Annotated in this window: 13 protein-coding genes; 4 read left to right on the forward strand and 9 right to left on the reverse strand. The window is 62.2% G+C overall.

Annotated features, from left to right (window positions below; translation table 11 throughout):
- Together ACRC1E_RS09355 and ACRC1E_RS09360 are read left to right on the forward strand one after the other, a co-directional pair.
- Positions 1-230, forward strand: a 230-nt coding sequence (locus ACRC1E_RS09355; protein WP_438514826.1) for a hypothetical protein, incomplete at its 5' end; no start/stop codon positions are given.
- A gap of 53 nt (positions 231-283) precedes the next feature.
- The gene (locus tag ACRC1E_RS09360; protein WP_438514827.1) at positions 284-2,161 is read left to right on the forward strand and encodes a methyl-accepting chemotaxis protein; all 1,878 of its coding nucleotides are present in this window, start codon (positions 284-286) and stop codon (positions 2,159-2,161) included.
- A 3-nt stretch (positions 2,162-2,164) separates the two neighbouring features.
- Here ACRC1E_RS09360 and ACRC1E_RS09365 read toward each other — a convergent pair whose 3' ends face one another.
- A complete protein-coding gene (locus ACRC1E_RS09365; protein WP_438514828.1) occupies positions 2,165-3,763 on the reverse strand; it encodes a DUF389 domain-containing protein in 1,599 nt (532 codons plus the stop codon).
- A 161-nt stretch (positions 3,764-3,924) separates the two neighbouring features.
- On the opposite strand from ACRC1E_RS09365, the gene ACRC1E_RS09370 reads away from it, so the two are divergent.
- Positions 3,925-5,814: a methyl-accepting chemotaxis protein gene (locus ACRC1E_RS09370; RefSeq protein WP_438514829.1), complete on the forward strand. Its 1,890-nt coding sequence runs from the start codon at positions 3,925-3,927 to the stop codon at positions 5,812-5,814.
- A 13-nt stretch (positions 5,815-5,827) separates the two neighbouring features.
- On the opposite strand, the gene ACRC1E_RS09375 is transcribed toward ACRC1E_RS09370, so the two are convergent.
- The 6 genes from ACRC1E_RS09375 to ACRC1E_RS09400 all read right to left on the reverse strand — a co-directional run bounded on the left by ACRC1E_RS09375 (position 5,828) and on the right by ACRC1E_RS09400 (position 13,579).
- Positions 5,828-7,219: an FAD-binding oxidoreductase gene (locus ACRC1E_RS09375; protein WP_438514830.1), complete on the reverse strand. Its 1,392-nt coding sequence runs from the start codon at positions 7,217-7,219 to the stop codon at positions 5,828-5,830.
- Positions 7,216-8,703 carry a sodium:solute symporter family transporter gene (locus ACRC1E_RS09380; protein ID WP_438514831.1) on the reverse strand — a complete coding sequence of 496 codons (1,488 nt, stop codon included), beginning with the start codon at positions 8,701-8,703 and terminating at the stop codon, positions 7,216-7,218. Before ACRC1E_RS09380 ends, ACRC1E_RS09375 begins: the two co-directional genes overlap by 4 nt.
- Positions 8,700-8,891 carry a hypothetical protein gene (locus tag ACRC1E_RS09385; protein ID WP_438514832.1) on the reverse strand — a complete coding sequence of 64 codons (192 nt, stop codon included), beginning with the start codon at positions 8,889-8,891 and terminating at the stop codon, positions 8,700-8,702. The genes ACRC1E_RS09380 and ACRC1E_RS09385 overlap by 4 nt, the downstream gene beginning before the upstream one ends.
- 35 nt (positions 8,892-8,926) lie before the next feature.
- Positions 8,927-10,840: a UvrD-helicase domain-containing protein gene (locus ACRC1E_RS09390; protein ID WP_438514833.1), complete on the reverse strand. Its 1,914-nt coding sequence runs from the start codon at positions 10,838-10,840 to the stop codon at positions 8,927-8,929.
- A 76-nt stretch (positions 10,841-10,916) separates the two neighbouring features.
- Entirely contained in the window at positions 10,917-12,272 is a 1,356-nt protein-coding gene (locus ACRC1E_RS09395) for an aldehyde dehydrogenase family protein (protein WP_438514834.1), read from the reverse strand.
- 143 nt (positions 12,273-12,415) lie between these two features.
- Positions 12,416-13,579 (reverse strand): NAD(P)H-dependent flavin oxidoreductase, encoded by a 1,164-nt coding sequence (locus ACRC1E_RS09400; protein ID WP_438514835.1) that lies wholly within the window; start codon positions 13,577-13,579, stop codon positions 12,416-12,418.
- A 264-nt stretch (positions 13,580-13,843) separates the two neighbouring features.
- On the opposite strand from ACRC1E_RS09400, the gene ACRC1E_RS09405 reads away from it, so the two are divergent.
- Entirely contained in the window at positions 13,844-14,764 is a 921-nt protein-coding gene (locus ACRC1E_RS09405) for a LysR family transcriptional regulator (protein WP_438514836.1), read from the forward strand.
- Between the two features lie 107 nt (positions 14,765-14,871).
- Here the strand turns inward: ACRC1E_RS09405 and ubiT are convergent, their stop codons facing one another.
- Together ubiT and ACRC1E_RS09415 are read right to left on the reverse strand one after the other, a co-directional pair.
- Positions 14,872-15,306 (reverse strand): ubiquinone anaerobic biosynthesis accessory factor UbiT, encoded by a 435-nt coding sequence (gene ubiT / locus ACRC1E_RS09410; RefSeq protein ID WP_438514837.1) that lies wholly within the window; start codon positions 15,304-15,306, stop codon positions 14,872-14,874.
- A partial coding sequence (locus ACRC1E_RS09415) for a U32 family peptidase (RefSeq protein WP_438514838.1) occupies positions 15,293-15,816 on the reverse strand: 524 nt, incomplete at its 5' end. The genes ubiT and ACRC1E_RS09415, both read right to left, overlap by 14 nt.

Consider the following 15,816-nt stretch of genomic DNA (forward strand, 5'->3'; position numbering starts at 1 on the left):
AAGCATCCGGCTGGTTCGCCGGTCTGATGCTTCTTCCTCGTGTTGGCCCCTGTCCTTATCCGGCAGGGGATTTTTTTTTGCCCATGGCCTATGAAGGCCACAGATGGGCATGCATCCCGGTGAATGTAATATGTTTTTATTTAAAAATCATAGTATTTGATATTGCCAATACATTAGAATATGATCGATTTTGGATGTTTTGTTCAGGAATTCCCTGGCCGATATCCTGAGCTACCGTAAAACCGTGCACCCATGGTCGTGGCAAAACACTCTAGAGAATCTGATGAAATCATTGAAATCAAAATTGATGGCGCTGACCGCGCTATTCATGTTGCTGCTGACGCTGGTACTGGTTTCGGTGGCTTATACGCAGATGCACAGCACCATCAATCAGAGTACCGATTTCGAGTTCGATGCCCGGGTAAATGGGCAGCGTGACTTTATCGAAAGCTGGATCGCCGACAAGAAAAGCCAGCTCAGTGCCCAGACCCAAACCGTATTGCAGCCCGATGCCTTGCGCGCCCTGAAGCAGGGCGCGACGGCAGGTGGTTTCGTGGTGAATTATGTCGGCTTCGCCGATGGGCGTTCGCTGTTTTCCGATGAATGGGTGGCGCCTGCCGATTACGGTATTAGCAATCGCGACTGGTTCAAGCAGGCGCGCGCAGCCGGCAAGCCTATCGTCACCGCACCTTATGTGGATGAGGCGACCAGGAAGCTGACTGTGACCGTGGCGGTGCCTTTTAATACGGGCGGCCAGTTTGGCGGCGTGATTGCCGGTGATATCTTCGTGGACGGTCTGGTCAAGGCAGTGATCGGCGATAAGGTACGCGGCGGCGGCTACAGCTTTATCGTCGATGCCGACGGCAAGCTGATTGCGCATCCGCAGGCCGAGTTGGTGCTCAAAGATATTAAATCGATCGCTCCCGGGCTGACTATGGAGCGCATTGCCCAAGTCGCCGCGACGGATCAGGCGCAGGAGATCGAGATCGGCGGGCAGGATATGCGCTATGCCATCAAGTCCATCGCCGGCACCAACTGGTATGTCGGGGTGGCCGTGCCGCTGGCGGTGACGGAAGCGCCGCTGAATGATCTGCTGTATAGCATCACCGGCTTTGCCGTATTGGCCTTGGCGCTGATGGTGCCGCTGGCTTCCTGGCTGGTCGGGCGCATGCTCGCAGGTTTGGCCGGTCTCAAGGATGCGATGGTGGAAATCTCGCGAGGAGATGCCGATCTGACGCTGGCATTGCCGGTGCAGGGGCAAGATGAAATCGCCCAGACCTCGGCCGCTTTCAACGCCTTTATCCTGCGTCTGAACCAGCTGTTTGGCGGCTTGCGCCAGAATGCGACCGCCGTGGTTGGCGGCGTCGGGGATGCCAGCCAGCTGGTCGGCAAAGTGGCGGTGAGCTCGCGCGAGCTGTCCGATGTGTCCAGCGCCAATGCCGCAACGCTGGAGCAGATCACGGTCAGCATCTCGCATATTGCCGATAACGCCGGCGAGGCGGATAGCCTGCTGCGCGAGACCCGTAACGAACTGGAAAGCAGTGCCCAGAGCATGGAGCGTTTGTCCGGCGGTATGGAAGGCACGGTGAACTCGGTGCGCGCACTGGAAACGATGCTGGCGTCGCTCAATACCCGCTCGCAGGATATTTCCGGCATTACCCATGTGATACGCGATATTGCCGACCAGACCAATTTATTGGCGCTTAATGCCGCGATTGAAGCGGCGCGTGCCGGTGAGCAGGGGCGCGGCTTTGCCGTAGTGGCGGATGAAGTGCGCAAGCTGGCCGAGCGCACCACACAGGCTACGCAGGAAATTGCCGCTATGGTCAGCGCCATCCGCAGCGAAACGACGCAGGCGGTGGGCGATGTCAACAAGACGGTTGCGGCGGTGGAGGGCGGCGTCAGCGTGACCCGTGAGGCGGTCGAGCGCATCGGCAAGATCCGCCTGTCCATGGGGGGCGTTGTTGACAAGATGAAAGAGATCAGCCATTCGACCAGCGAGCAGCAGCATGCAACCACACTGATCGCGCAAAGCACCGAGCAGATCAACGGCCGCGTACTGGAAAACGATGCGGTGCTGCAGGATGTCAGCAGCACCTTGCAGGGCCTCAACAGCACCGCCGGCAAGATGGATGCCGAGTTTGGCCGTTTTAAGCTGTAAGCCTTACGGGCCGGTCGGCCCCAGCGTCAGGTAAACGCTGCGCAGGGCCGCTTTTCCCTGTTCGCGTTCAATCACCGCCTGCCCCGCCATGGGGTAGGCGGTTTGTTTTTGGCTGTTGATATCGTGGCGTTGCAGTGCTGCGGCCACTGTGGCGACACGGGCTTGTGCCAGTGTGCGCGTGCCGCGGCCGGCTTCGTTCAGGCCGGCATGGCCGGTGAGCACTACACGGTTGATACCCCAGCGTTTGAGCGCCCAGATGCTGCTGATCAGTGTACGGCTGTCCTCGGCACTGAGTTCGGCACTGTTTTCCTCAAAGCGCTGTAGCGGCAGCGGCATCGGTGGCGGGATGATCTGTAGCTGCCAGCCGGTGAGGCGGGCGCTCAGTGTGATCTCGGCATTTTGCAGGGCAGTCAGCGATAGTCCGGCCGCCGGTGCGAGATAGGCGCTGATTTCACGGCTGTCCTCATCGATAAATAGCTGGCCTACGCGCGCCGGGATGCCGGCGATAATGGTGTTCCTGATCGCCAGCGGCGCCTTGCGGCTATCCGCTTGCAGTTGCTGACTCTGTGTCAGCTTGCCCAGCTGTGCACTGATGCGCTGATCCAGATCGAGCGCATTGGTGTTGGCGACGATCTGGTCCAGCGTCAGCCGGCTATCCTTGCCGAAACGCGCGTCGAGCAGGGTGTTCAGTTTTTGTTCCAGACCCGCGTCGTAGCTGCGGGTCAGTACCACCATATTGACTTCTGCCCCCTGCTTGCCCGGTGGCGATAGCACCTTGAGCTGCTGGATAGTGTCGTCGGCGGGCAGGGCACTGCTGACCAGGTCCTGTACCTGCTTGGACAGGATGGCTTGGCTGACCGAGCTGTTCAGCGTCTTGACCAGCGGGATGGACAATAGCGCCAAGACGAATAGTGCCATGCCGCCACGCCATGCCAGCTCCTTGCCGCTGGGCCATTTCCCCAGGCCATACCACAGCGACACGCCGGTGACCGAAAAGGCGATGGCCAGCATATTGGTCAGAAACAGTAAAAAAGCACCGGAAAAAATATCCCACGATGCATTGGCCCAGCCGTAGCCGCTGGTCGCCAGTGGCGGCATCAGCGCGGTGGCGATGGCCACCCCGGCAAAGGTGCCGCCTTGCTGGCGAATAATGGCAAAGCCGGCCACCAGCCCCGAGAACACCGCCACCAGCAGGTCGAAGAAATTGGGGTTGGTGCGTGCCAGTATCTGCGCGGTAGGCGGGATAAAGGGGGAGAAATTGACGATGGTGTAGCTGGTAATCAGTGCCGCCACCACGCCGAAGCCCAGTGCCAGCGCCGCCTGCTTGCCATAGGCCAGATTGGTCTTGGCGATGGAGTAGCCCAGCAGGTTGATCGGCCCCATCAAGGGCGCGATCAGCATCGCGCCTATCACCACTGCCGCCGAGTCCAGCAGCAGGCCCAGTGTGGCAATCGCGCACGAAATAAACACCAGAAAGATATAGGCCGGGGTTAGCAGGCCGTTTTCGACCATATCGCGGTCGACCTGAGCCTGATCCACATTCTGCTGCCGCCGGTGCCACCATTCGCCGACGATGATTTCGGCCAGGCTGCGTGTTGCCATGCTCATTCCTATCTGTTTGATTCAGCCGTTCATTGTGGATCAAGCGGCATGGCATTTCCAGTTTTGCTTATATATGCCATGCCGATTGCGCGCCTTGGGTATCAAATACATAATCCGCCACAAGTGCCCGTTCGAGGCGCCGACAACTAAAGGGGAGCTCCATGCGTTCACTCAAGGCGCGAATCATAGGCTTCAATGCCCTGCTGCTGGCGGCATTTGCCGTGCTGCTGTTTGCCATCGTGTTTGTGCAGGTGCGCAGCATGGCGCTGCATGGCGTTGCCAGTGAACAGCTCACCACGCTCAAGGGGCAGTCCATCCTGATTGGCGACTGGGCGCGGGAGAAGCAGAGTGTAATCAAGGGGCGCTCGCAGCGCTTCGACAATGAAATCAATATGCTGGGGCGCGATCCGCAGTGGTTCCTGACGCAGGGGATGCAGGAGGGACGCTTTATCGATCTGTACGTCGGGTTTGCCGATAACAAGGCCTATTTCGCTTCGGGCTGGACGCCGCCTGCCGAGTATGCGGTCACCGGTCGCGGCTGGTATCAGCAGGCGGTGGCTGCAGGCAAGCTGGTGATGACCGACCCCTATATCGACGCCAATACCAAGGCCATCGTGCTCACGGCGGCCATACCGCTGCCGGGCAGCAATGGCGGCGTATTGGCCGGTGATATTTCGATGACCGAGCTGACGCGCACGCTGGCGACCCTGCCGGTCAGCGGTAATGGCTATAGCCTGCTGGTGGACAGTAAAGGGAACCTGATCTCGGCACCGGACAAGACGCTGGTGACCAAGCCGCTGACCAGCTTGGTGCCTGCGCTGGATAATGCCGCCATGCAGGCGGCAAGCGGCAGCAGCGAACTGGTGGAGGTCGAGGTTGGCGGCAAGGCGATGCTGGCTTCGGTGACGCGGCTGGAGGAGCTTAACTGGAGCATGATCGTGTTGAGCGAGAAATCGCTGGTGCTGGCGCCGCTGAATACACTGCTATTGACGCTGGCCGGTTTCGCGCTGGGGGCTTTTTTGTTGATGCTGCCGCTGTCCAGTCTGGTGCAGGGGCGGATGCTGGCCGGACTCACGCGCTTGCGCGATGCGATGGTGGAGATGGCCAGTGGCGAGGCGGATCTGACGCGCAAGCTGGCGGCCGACGGCAATGACGAAATCAGCCAGACGGCACAAGCCTTCAACCGCTTTAGCGGACAACTGGGCCAGCTGTTTGCCCAGTTGCGCACCGAGGCGGCCGAGGTGGTCGGCGGGGTGGCGGATGCCAGTAGCCGGGTGGGCGAGGTGGCCGCCGGTGCCAGCCAGATGGCTCAAGTCTCGACGGCCAATGCCGCCACGCTGGAGCAACTGGGGGTGAGTATTTCGCAGATCGCCGATGGCGCCGGGCAGGCCGACACGCTGGTGAAGGCCACCGGGCAGGAGCTGGAATCCTGTGCCGACGGGATACATGCGCTGTCGGATGATATGGAAAACACGCTGGGCTCGGTGCGTAGCCTGGAAGTCATGCTGGCCGGACTGGACCGGCGCTCGCAGGAGATTTCCGGTATTACCGGCGTGATCCGCGATATTGCCGACCAGACCAATCTGTTGGCCTTGAATGCGGCGATCGAGGCTGCGCGCGCCGGCGAGCAGGGACGCGGCTTTGCCGTGGTGGCCGACGAGGTGAGGAAACTGGCCGAACGCACCGCCAATGCTACCCGGGAAATCAGCAGCCAGGTCGGCGCAATCCGCGACGAAGCGCGGCGTGCGGCTGATGACGTGCAAGGCACGGTCAGCGTGGTCGGCCAGAGTTCGGCGCGCACTGAAGAGGCGAGCGCGCGTATCCAGAGCGTACGCGACTCCATGCGTCAGGTGCTGCAGCGCATGAGCGAGATTTCCAGCTCGACCAGCGAGCAGCATCAGGCCTCCGGCGCGATTGCCCAGAGTACCGAGGCGATCAATAACCGTATCGTGGCTAATGAAGGCGCCTTGCAGGACGTAAATGCGACCCTGGCGCGGCTGTCCACTTTGGCCGGGCAAATGGACAGCCGTTTCGGCAAGTTCAGGGTGTAGTGCTGGCCTGCCTTTAAGGCAGGCTTAGCCACTTTCCCGGGTTCATCAGGCCTTGCGGGTCCAGCACCTGCTTCATGCTATGCATGATCTGCAAGGCCACCGGGTCTTTGTAGCGCGCAAGCCATGCCCCCTTGAGCTGGCCGACACCGTGTTCGGCGGCGAGGGTGCCGTGAAAGCGGGCGACCTGATCGTAGACAATGGCATTGACCGCCGCCTCGTCATCGAACAGCGCCGCGTTGTCTGCGCGGGTATAGCTGACGTTGTAATGCAGATTGCCGTCGCCAGCATGGCCAAACACCATGATGCGGCAGCCGGGAAAGGCGGCATCGAGCGCAGCGCCGCAAGCGGCGATAAAGGCCGGAATGGCGGAGCTGGGGACGCCGATATCGTGCTTGATGCTGGCGCCTTCCTTCTTCTGTGTCTCCGACATGTCTTCACGCAACTGCCACAGCCGGATGCGTTCGGCCTCGCTTTGCGCCATGACCCCGTCGACCATGTCCTGCGCCGACAGCCACGCCGTCAGCCGCTCGACTAGTTCGGCGCTGTCGCCGGCATCCGATAATTCGATCAATAGCGCCCACGGCGCGATAAACGGCACGCGTCCGGCCTGATGCTTGTCCAGCAGTCGCTGGCAGGGTTCGGACAGCATCTCGAAACTGGTCAGGCGGTCGCCGAAACTGTCTTTCAGGCGGTTGAGCCAGGTGATGGCCTGCGCCGCATCGGCCACCCCTACCCAAGCGGTGGCATGGGCGCTAGGCAGCGGGAACAGCTTGAGGGTGGCGGCGGTGATGATGCCCAGTTGCCCCTCGGCCCCGATAAACAGCTGCTTGACATCCAGCCCGCTGCTGTCTTTTCTGAGCCCGGACAAGGCGTTCAGCACCTGCCCGTCGGCCAGCACCACTTCCAGCCCCAGACACAATTCGCGCATGGTGCCGTAGCGCAGCACGGCGAGGCCGCCTGCGTTGGTGGACAGGTTGCCGCCTATCTGGCAACTGCCCTCCGAGGCCAGCGATAGCGGGAATAAACGCCCGGCCTCGCGTGCGGCTGCCTGTACCGTGGCTAGCGTGGCGCCGGCTTCGACCGTGATGCTGTGATTGTCGGTGTCGATATCGCGTATCCGCTGCATGCGGCGCAAGGACAGAAGCAGTTGCCGTCCGGAACCATCGGGCGTGGCGGCACCGCAGGTCGAGGTATTGCCGCCTTGCGGCACGATGGCGACGCCGTGGGCGGCGCACAGTTTGACGACGGCTACCAGCTCATCGCGTGTTGCCGGCTCGGCCACCGCGATGCAGGCGCCGTGATAGCGGCCGCGCCAGTCGGTGAGATAGGGGGCGGTGTCGGCTGCATCATTTAACAGGTGCGACTCGCCTATCAGTGCGGCCAGCCGGGACAGAAATTCGCTCATGATGTGCTTTCGTTCGGTGTGCCGGGGCAGAGGCGCGAGCCTGCAAAACCGGCGGCAAAGGCCAGCGGCACGGCAAAAAGTGCCGGATTGGACCACGGAAAGATCGGCGCCTCAAAGCCCAGTACCGCCACCCAGACGGCGGGGCCGAGGATGATCAGCAAGGTGGATACCAGCATGCCGGTCAGGCCGCAAGCCAGTGCCCCTGTTGTACTCAGGCGTGGCCAGTACAGCGCCAGCAGCAGCACCGGGAAATTGGCGGCGGCGGCAATGGCAAACGCCAGCCCCAGCAGAAAGGCGATGTTCTGCTGCTGGAACAAGGTGGACAGCAGCACCGCCCCGGCACCCAGTGCCAGGGTGGCATAGCGCGACACGCGGCGCTGCTTTGCGGCATCAAGCGTGCGCGAGGGCTGCAGGCCGGCCCACAGGTCATGGCTGATGGCGGCGGCACCGGCCAGCGTCAGCCCGGAGACCACCGCGAGTATGGTGGCGAAGGCCACCGCCGCCAAGAGGCCGGCCAGCGGTGCGCCGCCGAGCAAGGTGGCCAGATGCAACACCGCCATATTGCCGCCGCCCACAAGTTTGCCTCCGGCGTCGAAGAAGGCAGCGTGGCCGGGCAAGAGCGCGATGGCACCATAACCGATGATGATGTTGAGGCAGAAAAATCCGCCCACCAATAAGCTGGCCATTGCCGCCGAATGGCGTGCGGCGCGGGCATCGGCGACAGTCAGAAAACGCATCAGGACATGCGGCAAGCCCAATAGCCCCAGCGTCAGCCCCAGCCCCAGCGACAGCACCTCGACCGGATCGGACAAGGCTTTGCCGGGCAGCAGGATGGCTTCGCCGCGCACGGCCACGGCCGCATCAAATAGCGCCGGTACGCTGTAGCCGAAACGCGCCAGCACCAGCACCGCCAGCAGGCTGCCGCACAATAGCAACAGCACCGCCTTGATCATCTGCACCCAGGTGGTGGCCAGCATGCCGCCAATGGCAACATACGCCACCATCAATAGCGCCACCAAAGCGACCGCCGCCAGATACGGCAGGCCGAACAACAGTTCCAGCAGCTTGCCGGCACCGACCATCTGCACGATCAGATAAAACACCGTCACCGTCAGCGAGCTTAGCGCGCTCATCGCACGCAGGCGGCGGCTGGCAAAGCGCTGCGCCAGCACATCGCTGACAGTAAAACAGCCCAGCTGGCGCAACCTGCCGGCCAGCAACTGCATCAGCAGCGGCCAGCCGGCCAGCGTCCCTACTGCATAGGCGAGCGAGTCGTAGCCGGCACCGAAATACAGGCCGGCGGCGCCCAGAAATGCCGCCGCCGACAGATAGTCGCCGGCCAGCGCCAGCGCATTCTGGCGTGCGCTGATGCGTTTGCCGGCACTGAAGAAATCGCCGGCATTCTGCGTGCGCCGTGCTGCCAGATGGCAGACCCAGAGTGTCAGTGCAAATAGCGGCAGGAAAAACAGCAGTGCCGTGTTCATACGTCGTCATCCCGCTTCAGGCTGCCGGCGAAGGCGAGGATAAACAGGCCGGAAAATGAAGCCAGTGCCAGCAGGATGGACAGCGGCCAGCCGGCGATGCGTCCGGCCAACAGCGAAGGCGCAAAGGCCAGCAAGCCGTAATAGAGCGCGACGATGGCCAGCGTCAGGCCGGGGAGGAGAATTTTCATGATGTGTGTTTTCGTATGCGTGTGCAGTGATGGGTTCAACGCGCACCATCCGCCAGTAGCCGGTAGAACGGTCCCGGCGTCTGCTCGCTGGCGCAGTGCAGGGTCAAGCGGCTCTGCGCGCGGGTGGCGGCGACGTAGGCGCGGCGTTTTTCTTCAGAGAGCGTAGCGCCGGGCAGTGGAAACTCGGCCGCGCCCATGCCGCTGAGGATCACATGCGGCCACTGCTTGCCCTTGGCGTGAAATACCGAGCCGACGGCCAATGCCTGGCTGGCATCCTGTTCGGCTTTCCAGTGCATCCAGTTCAGGCGTTCGCAGCGCGAGAGCCATTGCGCGGCGTTAAAACCCTGCTGCGCGATATGGCGGCATAGCGCCTGCCAGCTTTGTACCCGGCTGTCGCTGGCTTCGCCCCATGGTGCGTAGGCGCGCAAGGTGGCGAGCAGGCCGGATTCGCGTTCGAACACGGCCAGTGCATCGGCCAGCCGGGTTTGCGGTGCCTGACCCAGTAGTGCAGTCAGTGCCTGCTGCAGGTGCTGCAATTGTGCGCGCTGGGCCGGGTGTTCGGGCAAGGGCAGGTCGGTGAGCCATTGTGCCAATAAGGGCCAGTGCTCACCCGACTCGGCCACCATCGCACCCAGCTCGCGGCGGCGGTTGTCTGCCAGATGCCAGCCGGGCAGGGTCAGCAGGCGCCGCGCCAGACGCTCGCGCCGTTCGCGCTCGTAGCGTGCTTTTTTAGCATCGGCCTGTTGTGCGCCTTGCGGGCTCCAGTTAGGCGCGATCAGTTGTGCCAGCGCCTGAATCAGCATGCCTTCGCTATTGCGCCAGCACGGCCAGCCATCAAGGGTATAAAACGGGATGCCGGCTTCGGTCAGCACCAGTTGTGCGGCGACGGTCTGGCCACGGTCGCGTGCGATCAGCGCGGTTTCACCTGCCGGATACGGGTTGCCGGCCAGTACGCTGGCAAGGCTATCGTGGGCGGCATGGATTTCGGTGTCGCCGCCAAGGCCGGTGAGCGGTGCCAGGCGCGGGCTGCGTAGTGGCTGTACGCGCTGGGCCAGCAAGGGCCCGAAGCGGTAGCTGGCCGACAGCGGCAATACCGCAACGGCAGAGAGCTGGCTGCGATAGCGGGCAAACACGTTTTGGGCATCGGCGCCGCGCCATGCGTACAGCACCTGATCGCGATCGCCGACCGCGACCAGCTTGCCCATATGGCCACCCCAGGCCAGCAGCCACGCCAGTTGCAGCGGGCTGGTATCGTGGAATTCGTCGATAAACAGGCTGGATTGGCTAAAGCGTCCCGGCTGCAGCAGCAAGTCCTGCTCGTGCGCCTCCAGCAAGTCGTGGCAGGCGTCTTCTATCAGGCGAAAGCCGGTATGGCGCTCCAGGCGCAGCACGCGGCGGCGGGTCTCGTAGGCTAGATAGGCCAGCCATACCGCGTACGGGCGCTGCAAGGTGCCGGTGATGACTTCGCTGTCTTCTTCGTCGTTCAAAAGCTCGGCCAGCCGCCCCTGCTTGATGCTTTGAAAGGTATCCAGCAGGTCGGTCAGGCTGGTGGCGTCATTGGGTAATTGCAGCGCGTCGCTGCCGGCGATGGCCTGATTGACCTCGGCGACGATGGCCGGCAATACGTGTTCCAGCACCCAGTCTTTTTTCACCAGTTGCCGTTCGTCGGCCAGCAGGCGGCCGGCCTCGGCCATGCAGGCTTCGTCGAAGGTTTGCACCGTGATGGCGCTGCTTGTTGCCACGCCCTGTTCGGCGAGGCGCTGCAACAGGCTGGCCTTGCCGCTACGGCTGAAGGTCAGCGCCAGTACCCGGCTGCCGCTGGCGGCATACTGGCCGGCGAGCAGGGCGAGCAAGGTGGTCTTGCCGCTGCCGGCGGCCGCCTCGATCAAGAGGTGGCCACCGCTGTGCGCGATGATGGCTTGCTGTTCGGCGCTGAGGCTGAGTCTCATACCGGCTCCATGGTTTTGCCTTGCTGGCGGAGGGTTGCGGTGAGTTCCGCCTGTTGCTGCCGTGCGGCCGTCATGCTCACTTCTGCCACCAGGTCTTGACGTTGACGAACTCGTACAGCCCGAATTCGGACAGCTCGCGCCCGTAACCCGACGACTTCACGCCGCCAAAAGGCAGGCGCAGATCCGAGCTGGTGTAGCGGTTGATGAATACGCTACCGGCCTCGATGTGCTCGCCCAAGGCGCGTGCCCGTGCGGTGTCGGCCGAGAAGATGCTGGCGCCCAGACCGTAGGGGGTGTCATTGGCGATGCGCACCGCATCCGCTTCATCGGCCGCACGGATGATGCTGGCCACCGGGCCGAACACTTCTTCGTGCCACACGCGGCAATCGGCATTGACCTGATCGAGCACGGTTGCCGGATAGAAAAAGCCGGGCCCGGTCGGCATCTGGCCGCCACACAGCAGTTGCGCGCCATTGGCGACGGCATCCAGCACTTGTGCATGCAGGGCTTCGCGCAGGTCGGCACGGGCCAGTGGCCCCAGCGTGGTGGCTGCCTCGCGCGGCTCGCCCATCACCAGCGCGCGCGCATGCCGGATAAAGCGTTCGCTAAAGGCATCGGCAATTTCGGGCACGACGATCATGCGTTTGGCCGCATTGCAGCTTTGTCCGGCATCGCGAAAGCGCGAGTGCGCGGCTTCGAAGGCGGCTTCATCGACGTCGGCATCGGCCAGCACGATAAACGGATTGCTGCCGCCCAGTTCCAGCACGCTTTTCTTCAGATGGCGCCCGGCGGCACTGGCGACCAGACGGCCGCTGGCGGTCGAGCCGGTAAAGGCCACCGCATCGGCGGCGCGTATCGCGTCTTCGACATCATCGTGGCTGATCCATGCCACATCGAACACGGCCAGGCCTTGGGCGCGCACGATGTCCAGCAGCTTTTGGGTGGACAGCGGTACCGATGGCGCCGCCTTGACCAGGCAGGCATTGCCCGACATCAGCGCCGGAATGGCAAAGCGCAGCACCTGCCACACTGGATAGTTCCAAGGCATGATGGCCAGCACCAGCCCCAGCGCCTCGAAGCTGACGCCGCTTGCGCTGGCCTGCGTCGGGATGGCTTGCGGGGCGAGCAGGCGCGGTGCGGTTTCGGCGTAATAGCGTATCAGCTGCACCGATTTGTCGATTTCGGCCAGACACTCGCTGGTGCGCTTGCCCACTTCCAGCGTCACCAGCGCTGCCAGCGCCTCGCGCTCACGCTCCAGTGCGGCGGCCACTTCCAGCAGGCGGGCAGCACGCTCGCGGATATCCAGCGCCGCCCACGCCGGGCGCGCGTGCTTGAGCGCGGCGATGCAAAGATTCAGCGCATCGCCTTGCCATGCGCCACGGGTAAAGACCACCTCGCCGGTGGCCGGATTGCAACTGGTAAAAGCATTCATGCGGCAAGTGTAACGGAAGAGTGCAAGGGAGGGGCGTCGGGATGGAGTGTGCTTGAAATGGGGGAATGGGGAATAGGGAGCAGGGAATGGGGAATGGGGAATGGGGAATGGGATCTCCATTCCCCAATCCCGATTTTAAATCGCTACACCCCTACCGGCATCCGTCCGGTCAGCAGGTATTCGATGGTTTCGCGGGCGCTGCGCATCTGCTCGCCGAACGGCAGCGGGTCTTTGCCGCGGAAGAACAGGCCCTTGCTGACCTCACCGCGGTAGGCGGCGGAGAGCTTGAGGTCGATGCAGAACTGGCCGGCCTTGGCGATACCGTCGCGCAGGCCGCATACGCCCAGACAGTTGAGCGCCTGGGTGCAGCGTGCCGGATCGGCCTTGGCATTGGCCTGCAGTTTGTCCAGACGCTTGATGTAGCTCTTGAGCCACGGTGTCAGCACGCCGCGTGCCGGCAGGCCGGCCACCGACATGAATTCGACGATGTCTTCTTCTTTGGCCTGTGCCAGCGTGCGCTTGAAATTATCGTGCGCATCGCCTTCGCGGGTGACGGCAAAGGCGGTGCCTATCTGCACTGCCGAGGCACCCCATTCGGTGAGTGCCGTTCTGACCTTGCTAAAGTTGCTCATGCCGCCGGCGACGATCAGCGGGATGCGCTCGCGTTCGATTTCCAGCGTCTTGAACAGTTGCTGGGTTTCTTCCAGCACGCGCTGGAAGTTGAAGCGCGCATCGCCAAGGTCGGCCACTTGTGCCGCGCCCAGATGGCCGCCGGCATGGTGAGGGTGTTCGATCACGATGGCATCGGGCAGACGGCCCTTTTTCATCCAGCGTTTGAGTACAATGGCGATGCCGCGCGACTCCGACAGAATGGGAATCAGCGCTACATCAGGGTGTCCGGCTGTCATGTCGGGTAGGTCCAGCGGCAGGCCGGCACCCATTACGATCGCTTGTGCGCCCGACTCGCAGGCTTGGCGCACCAGCGCGGGATGATCGGCGACGGCTTTCATCACATTGACGGCGATCAGGCCGCGGCCTTGCGCGCGAACGAGTGCACCCTTGATCTCGCGATCCAGTGCCAGGCGGTTGAGGTGGTTGAGGTCTTCTTCGCCCTTGGCTGTTTTGGATGCCTCGATCAAGTCCGGGTGCAGGTGGCGCAAGTCCACGCTGGCAATGGTGCCGACTGCATTTTCATGCGCTACGGCGCCAGCCAGACTTTGAGCCGAGATGCCGACACCCATGCCGCCTTGCACCACAGGGAGCAGTTGACGGCCACGGATGGTGAGCGCAGAGAAACTGGAATTCATGCCATAGGCCTTTAGCGATGGAGCAAACAGTCTATTCTCGTGGGATTTGTGTCGGCAGGGTTTGATCTGGATCAAGGTTTCGAGCTTAGGCTCTAGTGCCTAGGGCTAGCCGTCTGGCGGGCAGAAGCTGTCGTTTTTATGTTTAAAGCCTGTTTATCTAGTGTTTATTTTGTGTTTGGCATTTATGGTTTTACGAAATTAGATTATCCTTTTTAAATAATCAATTGTGAATCGCACGCTCTTAAGGCTGCTAAGGACAAGACTATGGATACGCTCAAGGCACTGATGGTGTTTATGACTACCGCAGAAAACGGTAGTTTTTCCGACGCGGCCCGCAAGATGGGCGTGTCTCCTGCTGCTGTCAGCCAGAGCATTGCCCGGCTGGAGCTGGAGCTGGAGGTGCGTTTGTTTAACCGCACCACCCGCCAGCTGACGCTGACCGAAGATGGCCGCCGTTTTTACGCCCAGTGCAAGGGGCCGGTCAATAATCTGGATAATGCCATCAGCCAGCTCAAGGCCAGTCAGGACCAGCCGGCCGGGCATTTGCGGGTGAGCATGCCCAACAGCTTTGGCCGCCGTCTGGTATTGCCGTTGATGGGCGAGTTTTGCGCGCTCTATCCCAAAATCAAGGTGTTTTTCGGGCTGGATGACCACTTCAGCGATCTGATAGAAGACGGCTACGATGTCGGTATCCGTTCCGGCATGATGCCGGACAGCCGCATGATGGCGCGTCATCTGGCCGATATTCCGCTCTATACCGTGGCCGCTCCGGCTTACTGGGCGGCACATGGCCGCCCGCAGACACCGGAAGAACTGTCGGCGCACGACTGCATCAATTTCCAGTTTCCGACTTCGGGGCGTTTGGCTAAATGGGAGTTCGAGCGGGCGGGCGAGCGTCTGCCGCTGGATGTGAGCGGCACCTATACCCTGAACGAGATTGAAGCGGTGGCCGAGCTTGCGCGTCTGGGGCAGGGCGTGGCCCAGTTACCGGGCAACGAGGCGATCGAATTGATGCGCAGTGGCGAGCTGGAGCCGGTGCTGCTGGATTGTTTGTCGCAGGAGCGGGCCATTTATCTGTGCTTCCCGCACCGCGAGCACACCGCGCCACGCACCCGTGTCTTCGTCGACTTTATCGTCGAGCGTCTGGCGAACCACCCCGATGTGCTGGCGAAGTGGCCGGAGTAAATTGGATGCGGGAGTAGGGAGTAGGGAGTAGGGAGTAGGGAGTAGGGAGTAGGGAGTAGGGAGTAGGGAGTAGGGGTGTTACTCCCCATTCCCTGCTCCCTTAATACTTATACCGCCATAAACCTCGCCACCGGGGTGTCGCTCCAGTCCACGCTATCCAGCAGGTTTTTCACGATCAGCCCGAGTTCGGTATCGCCTTCGATCACCAGCTTGCGGTTGAAAAACAGCGTGTCCGGATCTTCCTCGCGCAGCATCATGCGCGCGAGATCCGCCAGATTGGCGGCAAAGCGCAGGTCTGGCGTCTGTTCCGAACTATCCACACTAAAGCGCGTGTCGTCGGCAGCAAAGCGCAGCTTGATGCCGGCATCCAGTACATCCACTTCAAAACGCTTGCCGGCTAAAAGTGCCATCTCGGCCGGCAGCACGCCTTTTTTCACCAACTGGTTCAGCGCCGTAACCAAAGCCAGCGTCGGCGGGGTGGCCGGCAGTTTGGCGGCGATGCGGGCCACCAGCGGCGGCAGGGTCATGTCAGGAACACGCATGATGGTTTTCTCCCAGATTCATAATGCCGGCCGCGCCGCGCCAGTAACCGTCTACCGCGCTGCCTTGGTGTTTGTCTTGCAGGGTCGCCATCGCATCGCTGGCCGTGGCCGACCCGTCTATCACCGCACGGAAGGCCGTGACCACCTCGGCGGTGTGAGCCGACTGCGGGCTGACGCGTACCGCCGTCACCCCCATTGCGTCCATTTCGGCCAAGTGCGGCAGCAAGGCGTGGCAGCCATCGGATAGGGTCTGGGTGCCGTTGATGGTGAGAAAACCCTGCGCATCGCGGGTGGCAAGCTGCAGCCCGTCCGGGTGTTGCAGACACTTGAACTGGCAATCATCCTTGCTCAGGTTGTAGTGGCGTGCGGTAAAACAGCGCGCCGAAAACGCCAGCGGCAGCCGGCCCCAGGCAAACACCTCGGTTTCAAGTTCGGGCCGGGTGGCCAGAATGCCGGCCAGCGTGTCGCGGTTCATCTCCACCGGCGGCACCCAGCGATAAGCGCCGAGGC

Origin of the sequence: Craterilacuibacter sp., from assembly GCF_051659485.1 — a bacterium.
Lineage (GTDB): Bacteria > Pseudomonadota > Gammaproteobacteria > Burkholderiales > Chromobacteriaceae > Craterilacuibacter.